Here is a 17,174-nt window from a genome sequence, read left to right as displayed (position 1 = left end):
AGGTTTAATAATTTAATCAGAGGGCGAAAAGGTAGGTTCTTTTCGCCTTTATTTTATGCAAAAAAAGAGCCGAATCACAACGATTCGACTCTTTTCAATTTGTCAATGTCTTAACTTAATGACATTGGCAGTTTTGCGTCAGAGTCTTGTTTTATTCAAAGGGATGATTATTCATCCTTTTTCTTTTTGCGATCGGCTAAACCAAAGAGGCCTAAAACCATTGCAAGGATACCGAAGATACCAGCTTCATTTTGCTTTTTACCGGTTTGTGGTAATTCATGCTTGCCACTGTTTTCTTCAGTTTCGGCTGAAGCAGCCTTAGCTGGGGGCATTAGTTGAAGCGTATGTATCAGCACCCTTTGGTGAAATTGAATTATTGTTTCTAGCTGGAGCAGAATTATTCATATCTTCATATAAAGATGCGTTGTTTTCTTCGTAGCCCTTAATTACGGCTGGACCAGATTCAAGATCTTGATCCTTCGGAGTGGTATCGATTTCGGTATCATCTGAAGTCTCATTTGGAGTCTTGACTGGAACCTTACCTGTTGGGATCTTATCTTCAGGAGTTTCTGGAGTTACTGTGATTGTCTTGTGTTCAATTACAACAGGAATATCTGGATGTCCATTTGGTCCAAATTTCACAGTTTCAGGAACGTCTTGACCATCAACTAGCTTCCAACCTGCTGGAATTGTTGAATGAACATCAACAGTTTCATCGGTCTTACCGTCAACTTTGTCAGTCTTAATGGTTTGACCATCTTCGTCTTTGTAGATAATGTTGGTTGTTTGAGCATTTGGTGTGTAAGTGATATCAACACTTTCTGGATCAGTACCATAAGTTACAGGTTTAGTCGCTATGCTTGCAATTGTTGGAGTATATCCATCAATCGTTGGTGTAGTGAATGGTCCCCAATTTCCAGTTGACCAAGCACCATAAGTTACTTTACCAGTAACTTCGTCAACTACAGCATTTCTGTAGATCTTCGCATCCTGAGCAGTTGAAGTTCCTTCGTAACTTCCATTAATTTCAACTTTAGCTATTACATATGCAAACTGACCACTTTCGCTAACTTTGTAGTTTGGATTATCCTTTTGCAATTGCTTTACACCAGCTTGAGTTAAAGCAATGTAGTAAGTACCAGCATCGGTTGGAACTTTATCCAATTTCTTGCCATCTTTATCAACCCACTCATAATCACTAGGTGTCAAGTTAGCAACATTCAAAGTTTGACCTTCAACTAAACCAGCTGCAATAAATTGAGCATCATTATTGTCAATTGTTGCTGTTTGACCATCGTAAGTCTTACCAGGAGTGGTATTTGGCTTCATGTCTAAAGTTACGGTTAAGTCTTTTTGCTTAATTGTAAAGCTTGCATTGCTACTTAAATCCTTAGCAGCAGGAGTTACATTACCTGCACCTGCGTAATTATCAATAGCAGCTTGCAAGCGAGCGAGGCCATCAGTGCTTAGGCTAACAGTGTAGTCATCGGCCTTAGCTGAATTATTTTCAATGGTGTAGTCACCTGCATGTAACTTGTAAGTATCATGCTACCTGGGAAAGTAAACTTAGCTTCAATATCACCATCAGGACTATTCAAGTCATCAAGTGAAATATCCTTGCCATCGTAAATCTTAGAAGCTGAACCACTTAAAGTTGCAGTACCACTTACAGGATTAATTGTGTAAGTAAATTCACCATTAATCGTTAAGTTGTAGTTTGGATTTTCCGCTTTCAGCTTAGCTTCTAAACTATCCTTGAGCTTCAAGTAGTAAGTTCCTGCATTGATTGGATCACCAGTCATAGCAGTGAACGTACCATCAGCATTCTTGGTGAACCAAGCATAGTCACTAGCAGTTAAGTCAGTTGACTTCAATGTTTGATTCTTTACAAAACCACTATCAGTCCAACCTAACTTGCTCAAAACATCAGCTACTGAAGTAGTCTTTGCATCATAATCGCGACTACCTTCCTTGCCAAGAGTTGCTGCAGCAGTTGCAGTAGCACCGTAAGTTACAACAATTTGCGTATTCTTAGTATCACCGTTTACTGTTTCGGCAGGGATTTGACCATTTACAAGTTGAAGTGGAGTTGAGGTAGATCCTCCTTTAACTGTTTGAGTGACAGAAATGTTGTAGCCAGCATGAATTGGAACATCTTGTACGCCCCAGTTACTATCAGCTTTCCAACCACTACCATCAAAGCCTTCAAAGGTGACTCCAGTATCATCACCATTTACTTTAACTTGTCTGCTTAATTTGGCAGTTTGCGTAATTGTGCGATCTGCTTGACCTGGTTCCTTAATGGTAATCGTTCTTGTAACACTCTTATTTAATAATGAATTTGGAACATAGTAAGTAGTTAAGTCATTTCTCATGTACCAAACATCATTATCATTATTCATATAGACCGTATTAGAGTTGTAATTTGGGTTTGCAAATGTGAAAGTTGAGTATGAACCATCATATCTAATGTTAGCCACGGTGTAACCATCACGACTAGGAGAAGTCAATCCAATAGAAGCGTCATTACCCTTAGGTAGTAAACTTCAAGATCCTGAAATTACGTGGAAACCAGGAGTAGCTTCGTCGCCTGCATCCCAATCTGGAGCCCAATTACCAGTGTAAACAATCTTATTAGTAGCTGTATCTAAAGTACCTGCTTTCTTAAAGAATACTTGAACTTGAGCATCTGGAGCAATAGTTTCCCCATTATGTTCACCACCAGCAATCTTAAAATGAGCAGTAAGTGTTCTAGTTTGAACTTCATCAGGAATATACAAAATCGTGTGAACTGGCTTTGCTTCATAAACAGAAGCTGCATCTGCATATGCTATTGATGCGTTGCTAGAAAGAGATGTATTTTCTGAATTCCAAGTTGGGAATACAAATTGATTTGCTGGGACCTTATTCTTATTGTCAGCAGGACCACTAGTATAAGCAGTGTAGCCATTTAAGACCGTAATGCGGCGACTGTCATTAATGGCTACATTACAGTGAGCTACTGGAGTAACAATATTTTTCTTAGTTCCTTGATCATAATACGTAGCAGTAATCTGAACATCATTGTAGGAACCTGGCTTCATCCAATTAGATTCATTACCAACGTATTGGAAAGTAGTACCTTCTGGAAAGACATCCGTGTTAGTAACAAGATCTTTAGCCGTTAACTTCGTACCATAATCAATTGTTCTACTCTCGGCCTTTACATTAACCTTGGTAGTAAGCGTAATATCCTTAACCGTATACCTTGAACCACTTGGCAAAGTAATTACAATATTACCGTTCCTGGTTTCTCCGGCTTTGTCTAGAACCAGACTCTTTTCGCCGTTGTCACCCTGCCATTCAAAGGTAGTTCCAGCAGGCCAAACTTTATTGCCACCAGAGAGTAAATTATTAATTACATTAATAGTCCCATGAGGACCACCTTTAACTGTTACAGGTTTTTCAACAAAATTGCTTAAGTTGCGACCGTCATTCTCTGTGTAACTTGTAGGGCCGTTGGTAAGATCTACTACTTCATTCTTTATATTTTTTACAGAAGTCATGATGGCAAAGGCATCTTCCTTAATTCTTTGCCATTTTATTTGTGGTAAAGTACCAACGTTTACTGGTTTAGTTTGAGCACAGCCTAAATCTTTATATGCTTTTTTCACAGCCTTAGCAAACTTTTGCGTTGCTCCCGGATCTTGACTGTCTGGATTAGCAAAGATTAGTGGCTGACCAGCATCAGTAAACCCATTGTTAAAAGTTGTATTGATAATCAAATGAAACTTACCAGAATTCATGTCGGCACTAGTCTGATTAGTTCCAGCTAATTGTAACTGACTAGCAGACATTTGCGTGCCATCAGTTAAGGTAATCTTAACCTGATTTTTAAAATCACTGCCATTAACTGCCTGTTGGATTAGTTGCTTATTTTGACCAACGGCTACAGGGTATTGTAACCCGAGATTTGCTATTGGATATTTAGTTGGCCTGCCATCGATAGAAATGTTAAGAGTTGGACTTGCATCACCGCCGGCATTAAAGATATAAATGGGATCGTCTTTTAAACTAGGTGCTGTGATATAGTTAACTTCGATTTCTTGCTTATCCGCATTAGGCAATGCAAGCTGATCAAATCCATTGGTATAAGTTAAATTCAGCTTAAATTTATTAGTTTTAGTGGTATATAAACTCTTTGGCGCAGTCCAATCACTAACACCAGCCGTAATTCCTAGAGCATAAGCTAAAGCGTAGTTTTCGTAGAAATATTCGCCAATTTTTGGCCAGTATACAACAACGCAGTTGTTTATTATGGGACAGCTATTGGCTTAATTATTCTATTTACAATTATCAATTTCTTGGTATCCTGCATCGTTCTTGCTTCCTTTGTTCAATACGTGCCATCAATTTTGGCAGTTATCAAATTCAAGCACATCAATGAATTCCCTAACCATGGCTTCAAGCTTCCTGGCGGTTACACAATTCCAATCTTGGCTTTGTTAATTTCCTGCTACATGGTTACTAACTTCACTTGGAAGACAATTTTGGTTGGTGTTGTAGTCGGTGTCTTGGCTGCTGTCGCCTACTTCTTTATTGAAAAAGACGAAAAGGCAGAACAAAAGCACCAACAATATTTAGCTAAAATGCGGCAGAAATAGCTAAAAACAATTAGATGCAAAAAGGAATCGAATCAAATTGATTCGGTCCCTTTTATTTTTACTCGAGATTTACGATAAATTTACTTTGTTCGCTTGTGAACGTATATTCGAATTTAGTATAATTTTATCCGTAGAAAAGCTGAAGCGGTGGCAATCCTTCAAGGAGATAGTGCTTATGAGTGATTTTTAACTCGTATTCCTATCCTAATAGAAAGAAGACGCCTTCGTGTCTGTATCAGATGCGTTACAACTAATGCTAGAATTCGGCTCATTTGCCGACCTCTTTTTCATTACTATTATAGCAAGTTTTTTAAGTCCGTACAAAAATATCTCAATGAATTATCTTAACTAAAAATAGCGATGGCACATTCACCATCGCTATCCTTAGTTTTATTCAAATATTAATTATTCAACAGTAACACTCTTAGCTAAGTTACGTGGCTTATCAACATCTAAGCCCTTATCCTTAGAAGCGTAGTATGCAAGAAGTTGAGCAGGTACAACTGTCAAAAGTGCTGACATGTAGTAGTTAATTTCTGGCAAAACAATGTCATCGCCTTCGCGAGCAAAGTCCTTACCAACAATAGTAATTACACTAGCACCACGAGAAACAACTTCTTGAATATTACCACGAGTAAGATCAGCAGTAACTGGATCATTAATCAAAGCAACTACCGGAGTACCCTTTTCAATTAATGAAATAGTACCGTGCTTAAGTTCTGCCGCTGCAAAACCTTCAGTTTGGATGTATGAAACTTCCTTCAACTTAAGAGCAGCTTCAAGAGCAACAGCATAGTCAATACCACGACCAATGTAGAATGCATTTCTTGATTTAATCAAGTAGTCATCTGCAAGCTTCTTGATCTTTTCCTTACCGTCAACGATTTGTTGGATGCCTTCTGCAGCCATTGCCAAATCTTGACGCAAGTCCCAATCCTTAGCATTTTCATTATTCAACTTTTCACCAAGAGCCTTAGCAAGAACAGCTTGTAAAGCAATCTGAGCGGTGTAAGCCTTAGTTGAAGCAACGGCAATTTCAGGGCCAGCACCCAAGAGCATTGTGTAAGTAGCTTCACGAGAAAGAGTTGAACCTTCTACGTTAGTCATAGTTAAGCTTGGAATGCCACGCTTGTTAACTTCCTTCAAAACAACACGTGAGTCAGCAGTTTCACCTGATTGGGTCAAGAAGATGAAGAATGGGTGCTTGCTCATCATTGGGAAGTGGTAGCCAGCTTCTGAAGCCAAACCAACTTCGGTTGGAATACCAGTGTAATGTTCAAAGAGAGTCTTACCAACTAAGCCTGCATGGTAACTAGTACCGGCAGCGAAGATGTATAAACGGTCTGCCTTAGAAATAGCATCAAGAATATCTTGATCAACCTTTGGTTCACCATTTTCATCAAGGTAGTTTTGTGACATGTGACGCATTACGCCAGGTTGTTCATCAATTTCCTTAAGCATGTAGAATTCGTAAGCACCCTTTGAAGCTGCGTTTGGATCAATGTTCAAAACGTGAGGTTCACGGTCAACTTTTTTACCATCAACAGTTTCAATTGTGTAAGAATCCTTAGTAATGTCACCAACATCCCCATCGTGCAAATCAACGAAAGTCTTAGTTTGGTCCATTACTGAAATAGCATCTGAAGCAATGATGTTAAAACCATCACCGATACCAAGCATCATTGGTGACTTGTTCTTAGAGATAAAGACATGATCTGGTTCAGTATTATCAACAAGCAAGAATGCGTATGAACCCTTAACAAGCTTCAAAGCTTCCTTAAATGCTGAAAAGCCATCCAAATTCTTGTCGCGTGCAATCTTACCGATTAATTGTACAACCACTTCAGTATCAGTATCTGAGTGGAAGTGTACGCCTTGTAAGTACTTTTCCTTCAATTCAGCGAAGTTTTCAATCACACCGTTGTGAACCAAGTAGAAACGCTTAGTTTCATCAAAGTGAGGGTGAGCATTGTCAACAGTTGGCTTACCGTGAGTAGCCCAACGGGTATGACCAATACCTACCAAACCTTGTTCATCTGGAGTCAACTTTTCTTTTAAGTTTGAAATACGGCCAACAGCCTTAGTCAAATATTCATTTCCATTTAAATCATTCAAGTAAATACCAGCTGAATCATAGCCACGGTATTCCAAATTTGTTAATCCGCTTAAAATAATTTCTCTTGCTGGTTTACCAACAACCCCAACAATTCCACACATAAATTTTTCTCCTTTGGTCTAGTTCACTTTTTGACAGTGGACTAGTTTGATTTCATTGTTACAGTTGCAATAATATTCTTTTTTGCCAAAGCGGTCAAGTGATTATTATCGAAATTGGTATAATCGATTTTAGAGCAAAAAAACAGCGGTCAGTTTTAATATACTGATCGCCATTTTGTATGTGTAAATTCAAATTACTTAGTCTTAATATCCTTACCTTCAAAGCTGTCTCTCATCAATTGAGCAATTTGACTAATTAATGGAGCAACTGGGTTAGTTACAGTATTTTGGTCGCCGTAAGCTTCAACAGCTAATTGGTCAACCTTCTTATTGAATTCATTTTCATCAACACCGTAATCCTTGTATGCCATCTTGATGCCAACTGATTGAGCTAAATCGATAATCTTTTGAACTAATTCTTCAATCAATTCAGCATCGCTTGAACCGGTCAAACCGATAGCTCTAGCAATTTCTGCGTAATCCTTGTCAGCACGGTAAACTGAGTAATGAGGCCACATAGCAAGCTTTTCTGGACGCTTAGCATTGAAGCGGATAACTTGTGGTAAAGCAATAGCATCGCTGACACCACTTGGAATATCAAAGGTTGAACCAACAGTGTGGGCAATTGAGTGTTCCAAGCCAAGGAATGCGTTTGAGTATGCCATACCAGCAATAGTAGCTGCATCGTGCATCTTCTTGCCAGCATCAAGATCACCATCATATGACTTCTTCAAGTTAGCGAAGATGATCTTAATAGCTTCAAGTGACCAACCACGAGTAAAGTCAGTAGCCATAGTTGAAACGTAACTTTCGATTGCGTGACCTAAAGCTTCAAAGCCTGACCAAGCAATCAAGCGTTTGGGCAATTTTTGTACGAATTGGTCATCAACAATAGAAACATCTGGGGTCAAAGCATAGTCACAAAGGGTGTGCTTAATACCAGTCTTAGCATCGCTAATGACAGCGATTGGTGAAACTTCTGAACCAGTACCTGAAGTGGTTGGAATACATACAAGTTGAACGCCGTTAATCTTTGGGAAGCGAACTACTCTTTTTCTGATATCCAAAAACTTTTGATAAGCTTCTTCAAACTTCATTTCTGGATTTTCGTAGAATAAACGCATTACCTTAGCAGCGTCCATTACTGAACCACCACCGATGGCGATGACAACGTCTGGTTTAAAGATGTTCATTCTGTGAACCCCATCTTTAATAACGTCGGTGTTTGGATCAAGCGTTACGGCCCTGAAGACTTCGTATTCTTTTTGACCACGACGCTTAGAAATAATGTCGGTAATTTCATCGGCAAAGCCTTGGTCAGCTACGCCTTCATCAGTAACGATGAAGAAACGGTTAACGTTTGGCATGTGACGTAAGTAGTTAGCTGCGTTGTGTTCGAAGTAGGTCTTAGAAGGAACCTTTACCCATTGCATGTTGTCACGACGCTTGGCAACAGTTTTAATGTTAAGCAAATCGCGAGCACCGATGTTATGTGAGAAGGTGTTGGCACCATATGAACCAGTACCCAAGGTAAGTGATGGAAGCATGTTGTTGTAAAGGTCACCGATACCACCAAGAGCAGCTGGTGAGTTAACCAAGATACGGCATGCATCCATCTTCATTGAGAATTCTTTGATTACTTTTTGATCACTTGAGTGAAGTCCAGCAGTGTGACCACGACCACCGTAATCAAGCAATTCTGAACAAATTCTGAAAGCATCATCATGATCTTTAGCACGGTATAAAGTGAAGACTGGTGAAAGCTTTTCAGCTGAAAGTGGAAATTTTCTACCAACGCCCTTGTATTCAGCAACAATAACCTTGGTCTCCTTTGGTACATCAACGCCGCAGAGCTTAGCAATTTCATAAGCTGACTTACCAGCTACAGGACCTGCAACAGTACCACGTCTTGGATCGATGAAGTGTTCTTCAAACTTCTTAATTTCTTCTTTGTTCAAGAAGTAGCAGCTCCACGTCTTGAATTCTTCCTTAACTCGGTCGTAGATTTCATCATCTACAACAACTGAGTTTTCAGAGGCACAAACCATACCGTTATCGAAGTTCTTTGACAAAACAATGTCGTAAACGGCACGGTCAATGTTAGCAGTCTTTTCAATGTAGGATGGGCCGTTACCAGGACCAACACCGATGGCTGGCTTACCTGATGAATATGCGGCCTTAACCATACCAGGACCACCTGTAGCTAAAATGGTTTGAACACCTGGGTTATTCATTAAATCAGTAGTAGCATCCAAACTTGGTTCTTCAATCCATTGAATTGCATCTTTTGGAGCACCCGCAGCAACGGCTGCAGCTTGAATGATCTTACCAGTTTCTACACAACACTTTTGAGCTTGTGGGTGGAAGCCGAAAATAATAGTATTTCTAGTCTTTAAAGCAAGCATAGCTTTGAAGATAACAGTTGAAGTTGGGTTAGTTACTGGAGTAACACCGGCAATAACACCTTTAGGTTCAGCAATCTTGGTTAAACCTAATTCCTTGTCTTCCTCAATTACGCCAACAGTCTTTTCGTGACGTAAACTATTCCAAATATTTTCACTAGCGTACATGTTCTTAGTAGTTTTGTCTTCTACTACACCACGCTTAGTTTCTTCAACAGCCATCTTAGCTAGTGGGTAAGCATTTTGTTCACCTGCAGTAGCAACTGCTTCACAGATCTTATCAACTTGTTCTTGTGTGAAGTTAGCCATTTCATCTAAAGCGACATGTGATCTTTTTACTAAATTATCAACCATGTCGTAAATTTGCTTTTTCTTCTCTTCCTCTGTTTGAGTCTCTTTTGGTTGTGTCTTAGCCATTATTTTATTACCTCTAAGATCTACTAATTCTTGTGAACTAATTTACAATGTCAACTATAGCACAATAAATCTAAAAGTAAACGCCATAATTTACGTAATTCACTAGTGAACAAGCATAAAAAATCACTCTATAATTTACTCTCAGACTAATGAAAGCGGTTGCTATTTTTACTAGTTTGTGAATTAACAAACATATTAATTTATATTATTCTTCTGAATTTTTTAAAGCTTTCCTAAATTACTGGTGCTCGATTGCAAAAATGATAAAATATTAAGTACATGTGAGAAAACTGAGAATATGGGGGAAATATATGAGTGAGAAAAAATCAGAGACTAGTTCTGGATATAAAAGAACCCTAAGCAATGCTCACATTCAATTAATTGCTTTGGGAGGAACAATCGGAACCGGTCTTTTTCTAGGTGTCGGTGACAGTATTCATAGGGCCGGGCCTAGCGTTATCTTGATCTATATCATTGTAGGTATTTTCCTATTCTTGCTTATGCGAGCCTTAGGCGAATTGATTATGTCCGACCTCAACAAGCATACTTACATTGATTTTATCGAACAATATCTGGGTAAAAACATCGGTTTTATTACCGGATATCTTTATTGGATTAGTTGGATCACTTTAGGAATGGCAGAAACAACTGCCTTAGGAATTTATTTTGAATATTGGTTTTCCAATTTAAAACCATGGATTCCAGGATTAATTACAACTGCCGTTTTGTTAATCATCAATCTAATTTCAGCTCGTGTTTTTGGTAATTTGGAATTCAGTTTTGCCATTATCAAAATCGTGACAGTAGTTGCTTTTGTTTTATTGATCGCTTATCTATTAATCACTGGTGGTAAAACATCATTTGGTCCTGTAGCTTTTGCTAATTTAGATGATCATGGCGGATTTTTCGCTCGTGGTCCACACGGTTTTTTACAAGGATTCCAAATGGTAATCTTCAGTTTTATTGGGGTTGAATTAATTGGTTTAACGGCAGCTGAAGCTCAAAATCCAGAAACCACATTAAAACGCGCAATCAATCAATTGCCAATCAGAATTATCCTATTCTACGTGATGGCGATTTTAGGAATTTTATTGGTTATTCCTTGGTCAAAAGTTTCAACTAACTCTAGTCCTTTTGTGCAAGCTTTAGGTGCAACCGGTATTCGCAATGCCAGTTCAATTATTAACTTCGTAGTAATTTCGGCAGCAGTCTCCTCCACTAACAGTTTTTTATACAGTGCGGGACGACTTTTGTTCTCAGTTACTTTCCACGGCAAAGGCAAGTGGAATCAAACTTTTGGTCACCTATCCAGACGGCAGTTGCCACAAAATGCTTTAATTTTGTCAGCATTATTTATGGCCTGCGCACCACTGATTACCTTGATTATCGGCGATCAAGCTTTTAACTTTATTTCATCTACTTCAACAAGTATGTTCTTGATCATCTGGTGCTTAATGGTTTTGACTCACATTGCTTACAGAAGAAAAACACCTGAAAATAAGTTAAATGACTTCAAAATGCCTGGCTTCCCTTACGTTGATTATTTGATTCTATTGTTCTTCGTATTGATGATCATCTTACTTTTGATTTTACCAAGCTACCGCATCCCAATGATTTCAGCTATCGTTACTTTCATCATCTTGTACTTAATCTCCAAACTCTGGAGTGACAAAAAAGAAGCTTAAAAAAAGACGCGATAATGTTGCGTTTTTATTCTTCTATTTTTTTGATAATTTTTGCAGGTACGCCAGCAACTACTGTGTTTTTCGGCACATCCTTAGTAACCACTGCTCCAGCGGCTATTACAGCATTTTCACCCACAATTACGCCTGGACAAATGGTAGCCCTGGCACCGATCCAGGCATTTTTCTTGATAAGTACTGGCTTTAATTCGAGTTCTTTTCTCTGCTTAGGTTTTAAACCGTGGTTAACGAAAAGAAGATATGCACCTGGTCCAATTAAAACATCGTCTTCAATGGTGATGCCACCTAAGTCAACCATCATCACATTGGAGTTAATAAAGATGCGTTCACCTATTTTGATGTTGTGGCCGTAATCCGTGTAAAATGGCAATATAATTTCTGTACTCTCGGGGATTTTTTGTCCTGTGATTTCACTGATTAATTGCCGCGCTTCACATTCATAATGACGCTGCGCGTTCAAGTTCTGCAACAAGCGCTGATTTTGTTCGACAATTTCTTGAATAAATTCTTTATCTTGGGTCTTCATAATCTGCTACTCCTTTTCTTGCTCATTTTTAGTTTAAAAGGTAAAGTAAGTAATGTAAAAAACTTATTAAGTATCACGTATAATAACTTTTATTTATGGTTAAAATATGGAATTAAGAGTTTTAACTTATTTTGTTGCCACAGCGCAAGAGTTAAACATGACGAAAGCGGCACAGAAATTATTAGTTTCTCAGCCTGCTTTATCACGCCAGATTGCGGATTTGGAAGACGAATTAGGGGTCAAGTTATTCAACCGCCAACCACGCCATTTAACTCTGACACCTTCGGGACAATATTTATTAGAGCAAGCAAAAGAAATTTTAGCTTTAACTACCAAAACTAAGAGCAACCTGCAATCATCAGCTGTAATCAGTGGTGATTTAACTATTGCTGCCGGCGAAAGTGTTGGGATGCAAAGACTGATGAATATTGTAAGTAACATTATTCAGGACTACCCTACAGTTAAAATTCATATTCTAAGTGGTGACTATGAATTCGCTGAAAAGAAGTTAAACATCGGTACAGTCGATTTTGCGGCTATCATTGGTAATGTTAACCTTTCAAACTATGCTTCCATTCAATTGCCAGAACGAGACGTATGGGGCGTATTAATGACTAAGAACGATCCTTTGGCTAAAAAGAAGGCAATTACCCCAGCGGATCTGGTTGGCAGAACCGTCTTAAATTCTCAACAGGCTGACACGATGCACTATTTCGATAATTGGCTTGGCAATTACAAAGACGACGTCAATTTCATCGGAACGGTCAACCTAAGCTTTAACGGAACTTTACTAGTTAAAAACAATGCGGCTATGATGTTAACACTAGATAAAATTGCTAATACTTCTAGCGAATCGGGTTTAACATTTAGGCCAATATCCCCAGCTTTAAGTGAACCAATCACGGTTATCTGGAAACATGAGACTAACTTATCACCCGTTGCCGAATTATTCTTAAATAGATTGCAAGCTTCTATTGCTGATGACTAAAAAAATCCCAAGGCCATTCGACCTTGGGATTTTTAGTTTGCTTTATTTTTTCTTACGAGTAAAACGTTGCTTAATTTGTTGCCACATACTTAATGCTTTACGCATATGGTCAGCAGGTACATATTTTCTTATTGCACGCAATACCTTTTTAGGATCACGCGCAGCGAAGATAAATTTACCATTAGATTTAGTTCTAATTTCAAAACGTGGAATATAACGTCCATTAAAATGAACATCCGCAACTACATAAGTTACTTCTTTCCATGGAATTTGAACATAGTCTTCAACGTTTCGCTCATTATAAAATTCAAAAGCTTTATCGCCGATCATAATTTTTCCATAGGATGCAATACCTCTAAACCAGGTACCATCAACGGTCAGATCGACTCTTGTGTTAATTGATTTAGCCATTTATTAAAGAATGCCCCATACGTGGAAGAGAACACCGACAACGAAGATACCGATGATAATCCAGATTGGTGAAACCTTCTTCTTCAATAACCACATACAGAAGAATGTCAAAAGAAGACCAGCTAAACCTGGAATCAATGAGTCCAAGTTGTCTTGCAAAGTAGTAACTTTAGTACTGCTCAAAGCTTTACCATTACCCATGTTCCATTGCGTAAGAGCTTCTTGAATACCTTTAGCACCTGATGGAAGCTTGTCCCATTCGATGTAACCACCCTTTTGGATAGGGGTTTGTGAAACGATTGGAGTAAATTTGATGTTTACCCAACGTTCAATCAAGGCACCCAAAACGAACATACCCATCATTGAAGCACCACGGGTAACTTTTTGAAGCATACCACCTGACATGTCGTTAGTGATAGCTGAACCAGCGCTGTAACCAAATTCTTGTGTGTACCATAAGAAGGCAATTCTGATGATGTTCCAGATAACGAAGAACAAGATAGGTCCCATGATATTACCTGAAATGGCCATTGATGCACCTAAGGCACCAACAATTGGACGAACAGTGTACCAGAATACAGGGTCACCAACACCGGCCAAAGGTCCCATCATACCAACCTTAACACCTTGGATAGCGTCGTCAGTAACAGGAGCACCGTTAGCTTTATCTTCTTCCAAAGCCAAGGTAACACCAAGTACGGGTGAAGCTAAGTATGGGTGAGTGTTAAAGAATACCAAGTGTCTTTGTAAAGCAGCAGACAAATCTTTCTTGTCTGGGTATAACTTTCTCAATGCAGGAATCATTGAGTATGCGTAACCACCGTTCTGCATTCTTTCGTAGTTCCATGAACCTTGAAGGAATTGTGAGTGCCACATAACGTTAAAACGGTCACGTTTGGTTAATTTAATTTTCTTATCAGCCATTATTTAAATCCTCCTCTATGCGTTCATTTTAATAATCATCAATGATATCGCCGAGTGGATCGCCGGTACCGGCATCGCCAGAGTTGTTTGAACCTGAGCCGTTGCCACCCTTAGCTTCAAGAGCTAAGTACATCAAAGCCATTGAAAGACCGATAGCACCAAGGGCGATCAAAGTTAAGTCCTTGATAGCAGCTAAAGCGAAACCAATTGCGAAGAATGGCCATACTTCTTTACTTGCCATCATGTTGATAACCATAGCGTAACCTACAGCAACAACCATACCACCACCGATGGTCATACCAGCTGATAACCATTGAGGCATCATTGCAAGCCAACCTCTAACAGTGCTTGCTGGGATAGCCAAAAGTAATGCGGCTGGGATAGCGATTCTCAAACCTTGCAAACATACAGCAATCCATTGCCATACGTTGATCATACGCCAGTTACCCTTCTTAGCTTGTGCGTCCATGATGTGAACGATAGCAGTTGAGATAGTACGTACGATCATAGTTAAGAACAAACCAGCAACAGCCAAAGGAATAGCGATACCAGTAGCAGTACCGATACCAGCAGTACCTTGACCACCTTCAACCAAGATAATAGCTGAAGCTACTGAAGCCAAAGCGGCATCTGGTGCAACAGCGGCACCAATGTTTGCCCAACCTAAGGCGATCATTTGTAATTGACCACCCAAAATAACACCTAAGTCCAGGTGACCGGTAACTAAACCGATCAAAGTACATGCAACTAATGGTTGGTGGAATTGCCATTCATCCAAGATACCTTCCATACCTGCAAGAAAGGCAACACCCACTACCAAAATCATTTGTATAGCGTTCATTTATTTACTCCTAATTAATTATTTCTTTTGTTCGTCAAGTAAGGTTTGAGCCTTCTTCAAGATAGAATCCATGTTACCTGGAGCATCTGAAGGAACCTTTCTAACATCAAACTTAACGCCCATCTTTTCAAGTTCACGGAAAGTATCAACGTCTTCTTGGTTCATTGACAACACGTTGTTGGCGTTAACGTCGCCTTCCTTGTATGACATTGAACCAACGTTGATATCCTTAAGATTAATACCGCCCTTGATAGCTCTCAAAACATCTTCTGGATTTTCAAACAAAAGAAGTGCGTGTGTGTTACCAAATCTTGGATCCTTTGCGATTTCTTCCATCTTCTTAAGTGGAACAGTGTGAGCTTTAACACCTGCAGGTGCAGCTTCACGAATCATACTCTTACGCAAGTCATCCTTAGCAACACTGTCTGAAACAACAATTACTCGATCTGGCTTCATTGCTGGAATCCAACCAGTAGCAACCTGACCGTGAAGTAAACGTGAGTCGATTCTTGCCAAAACGTACTTAATGTGACCGTCACCAATTACAGTACCTTCTGGAATTGACTTCTTACCGCCCTTAGCTGAACCCTTGTCAGCGGCTGCTGCAGGAGCAGCGGTCTTTGGCATTAAGTCAGATGGCTTAGTCTTGATACCATCCTTAGCAGGTTCAACTACCTTTGTAGCGATTTGACGTGCAGTAGCATTAGCATCCATCATTCTTTCAGTTAATGCTTGTACAACCATTGGTAAATTCATACCAGCTACAATTGCCCATTTATCATGCTTTTCAGCAAGACCATTTGCTTGGTTAAATGGTGTACCACCCCACAGGTCAACCAAGAATAGAACTTCATCTTGGTTTTCAAATGAAGCAATTGCTTTTTCCATTTTGCCACGAATGTCATCTGGGCCTTCACTAGGCTTTAAGATAACATGGGCAAAATCTTTTTGTTCACCGAAAAGCATTTGCGCAGATTGTGCAATACCATCGGCAAAACCACCATGGCTGGCTAAAACAATTCCTACCATGTAATTTCCTCCTCTAGATCAAAAAAATGAATCCGCTTTTATTATACGATAAATGCTTTCTTTTACAAAGGAATTTTCGAAAATAATTTCAGTTAGAGAAAATAATTTCCAATTTCTAAACTCCCTGTCCCGCTAGCTAAGTGGAAAAATAAAAAGCAATTTGACATTACTGCAAATTTGCTTTTAGGTGAATTTTATTTCTAAAAAATTAATCAACCGCGACAAAATATTTTACTTCTGCGGCGAAATCCTGTTTCATAACAGAATCATAGTAACCAACTTCCATTAGTTCATCCCCACCATAAATTTGACCCGTATTTTCATCACGGTAATCGAGATCAGGATTTAAGCCATATAACTTTGTCTGAGTAAATACCGGCTGAACCTGCGACATAATATTGAAATTCATTACTAAAACTTCTTTTTGATCTTTAGAAACGAAGTTCCATGCTGCCTGGTTGCTGCTAAATGGTGATTTCAAGCGATAAAAATCGCGAATTGAATTAAATGACGCAATTTTTTATAATCATTAATTTCTTTCTCTATCTCTAAAGAATCCTCAGATGATAACTTGGTCAAATCCAATTCATAACCTAAATCACCACTCATCGCAACGGCATAACGCGTTGCAAGTGAAGTATAACGACCATTTTGTTCATTAGGACTCACAGATACATAAGCACCCATCATATTAACCGGATAAACCAAGCTGGTACCATATTGAATTTTCATTCGATCAACCGCATCTGTATCATCGCTCGTCCAAATCTGAGGCATGTAATAGGCCATGCCTGCATCAAAACGGCCACCGCCACTAGAGCGAGCTTCAAATAAAATATCGGGATAAGCAGACACCAATTTTTCCATCAAATCATATAGACCTAAAACATATTAAACAAAAAAGAAGGAAGCTAGGCTTCCTTCTCTCTCCTTACTCCGGCTGTCAGACTCGAACTGACGACATCTTGATTAACAGTCAAGCGCTCTACCAACTGAGCTAAGCCGGAATATTAAAAAAGAGCACGGCAGCTTCCTTTCCTCGCAGGCAGTTGCCCACCAACTACTTTCGGCGT

At 39.2% G+C, this 17,174-nt stretch carries 15 protein-coding genes, 1 tRNA gene and 1 pseudogene; 3 read left to right on the top strand and 14 right to left on the bottom strand.

Features of this window, described 5'->3' with window-relative positions; translation table 11 throughout:
* Positions 1-167: 167 nt before the first annotated feature.
* The 4 genes from CP368_RS10790 to CP368_RS06750 are packed head-to-tail and all read right to left on the bottom strand — an operon-like array spanning position 168 to position 4,106.
* Complete coding sequence (locus CP368_RS10790) at positions 168-332, bottom strand: LPXTG cell wall anchor domain-containing protein (protein ID WP_233185824.1); 165 nt, start codon at positions 330-332, stop codon at positions 168-170.
* Complete coding sequence (locus tag CP368_RS10785; protein WP_233185826.1) at positions 319-1,512, bottom strand: MBG domain-containing protein; 1,194 nt, start codon at positions 1,510-1,512, stop codon at positions 319-321. Before CP368_RS10785 ends, CP368_RS10790 begins: the two co-directional genes overlap by 14 nt.
* Positions 1,467-2,510, bottom strand: a complete 1,044-nt coding sequence (locus CP368_RS06755) for an MBG domain-containing protein (RefSeq protein WP_233185823.1) — start codon at positions 2,508-2,510, stop codon at positions 1,467-1,469. The genes CP368_RS10785 and CP368_RS06755 overlap by 46 nt, the downstream gene beginning before the upstream one ends.
* 36 nt (positions 2,511-2,546) lie before the next feature.
* Positions 2,547-4,106, bottom strand: a complete 1,560-nt coding sequence (locus CP368_RS06750) for a Rib/alpha-like domain-containing protein (protein ID WP_098045893.1) — start codon at positions 4,104-4,106, stop codon at positions 2,547-2,549.
* 231 nt (positions 4,107-4,337) lie between these two features.
* On the opposite strand from CP368_RS06750, the pseudogene CP368_RS06745 reads away from it, so the two are divergent.
* Positions 4,338-4,643, top strand: a pseudogene (locus tag CP368_RS06745) (amino acid permease); the annotation flags it as partial.
* A gap of 405 nt (positions 4,644-5,048) precedes the next feature.
* On the opposite strand, the gene glmS reads toward CP368_RS06745, so the two are convergent.
* Together glmS and adhE are read right to left on the bottom strand one after the other, a co-directional pair.
* Complete coding sequence (glmS, locus tag CP368_RS06740) at positions 5,049-6,860, bottom strand: glutamine--fructose-6-phosphate transaminase (isomerizing) (protein ID WP_098045892.1); 1,812 nt, start codon at positions 6,858-6,860, stop codon at positions 5,049-5,051.
* A 194-nt stretch (positions 6,861-7,054) separates the two neighbouring features.
* Entirely contained in the window at positions 7,055-9,679 is a 2,625-nt protein-coding gene (gene adhE / locus CP368_RS06735) for a bifunctional acetaldehyde-CoA/alcohol dehydrogenase (RefSeq protein ID WP_098045891.1), read from the bottom strand.
* A gap of 311 nt (positions 9,680-9,990) precedes the next feature.
* Between adhE and CP368_RS06730 the strand changes: the two genes are divergently transcribed.
* Positions 9,991-11,364, top strand: coding sequence for an amino acid permease (locus CP368_RS06730; protein ID WP_098045890.1), 1,374 nt, complete (start codon positions 9,991-9,993; stop codon positions 11,362-11,364).
* A gap of 25 nt (positions 11,365-11,389) precedes the next feature.
* Here CP368_RS06730 and CP368_RS06725 read toward each other — a convergent pair whose 3' ends face one another.
* Positions 11,390-11,908: a DapH/DapD/GlmU-related protein gene (locus tag CP368_RS06725; RefSeq protein WP_191451842.1), complete on the bottom strand. Its 519-nt coding sequence runs from the start codon at positions 11,906-11,908 to the stop codon at positions 11,390-11,392.
* 106 nt (positions 11,909-12,014) lie between these two features.
* Between CP368_RS06725 and CP368_RS06720 the strand changes: the two genes are divergently transcribed.
* Positions 12,015-12,896: a LysR family transcriptional regulator gene (locus CP368_RS06720; protein WP_098045889.1), complete on the top strand. Its 882-nt coding sequence runs from the start codon at positions 12,015-12,017 to the stop codon at positions 12,894-12,896.
* Between the two features lie 42 nt (positions 12,897-12,938).
* On the opposite strand, the gene CP368_RS06715 is transcribed toward CP368_RS06720, so the two are convergent.
* The 7 genes from CP368_RS06715 to CP368_RS06690 all read right to left on the bottom strand — a co-directional run bounded on the left by CP368_RS06715 (position 12,939) and on the right by CP368_RS06690 (position 17,108).
* Positions 12,939-13,307, bottom strand: a complete 369-nt coding sequence (locus CP368_RS06715; RefSeq protein ID WP_025006440.1) for a DUF956 family protein — start codon at positions 13,305-13,307, stop codon at positions 12,939-12,941.
* A gap of 3 nt (positions 13,308-13,310) precedes the next feature.
* Positions 13,311-14,231, bottom strand: a complete 921-nt coding sequence (locus CP368_RS06710) for a PTS system mannose/fructose/sorbose family transporter subunit IID (protein ID WP_098044409.1) — start codon at positions 14,229-14,231, stop codon at positions 13,311-13,313.
* 28 nt (positions 14,232-14,259) lie between these two features.
* Positions 14,260-15,072, bottom strand: coding sequence for a PTS mannose/fructose/sorbose transporter subunit IIC (locus CP368_RS06705; RefSeq protein ID WP_025006442.1), 813 nt, complete (start codon positions 15,070-15,072; stop codon positions 14,260-14,262).
* Between the two features lie 18 nt (positions 15,073-15,090).
* Positions 15,091-16,101 (bottom strand): PTS sugar transporter subunit IIB, encoded by a 1,011-nt coding sequence (locus CP368_RS06700; protein WP_087301146.1) that lies wholly within the window; start codon positions 16,099-16,101, stop codon positions 15,091-15,093.
* Positions 16,102-16,309: 208 nt separating this feature from the next.
* Positions 16,310-16,582: a GH36 C-terminal domain-containing protein gene (locus tag CP368_RS10780; protein WP_233185822.1), complete on the bottom strand. Its 273-nt coding sequence runs from the start codon at positions 16,580-16,582 to the stop codon at positions 16,310-16,312.
* Positions 16,579-16,956, bottom strand: a complete 378-nt coding sequence (locus CP368_RS10775; RefSeq protein WP_233185825.1) for an alpha-galactosidase — start codon at positions 16,954-16,956, stop codon at positions 16,579-16,581. Before CP368_RS10775 ends, CP368_RS10780 begins: the two co-directional genes overlap by 4 nt.
* 79 nt (positions 16,957-17,035) lie before the next feature.
* Positions 17,036-17,108 (bottom strand) — tRNA-Asn (locus CP368_RS06690).
* Positions 17,109-17,174: the final 66 nt, after the last annotated feature.

Source organism: Lactobacillus sp. UMNPBX17, from assembly GCF_002553735.1.
GTDB classification, from domain to species: domain Bacteria; phylum Bacillota; class Bacilli; order Lactobacillales; family Lactobacillaceae; genus Lactobacillus; species Lactobacillus gallinarum.
Note: the sequence above shows the minus strand (reverse complement) of the source record. Positions and strands in the feature narration are given on the sequence as shown.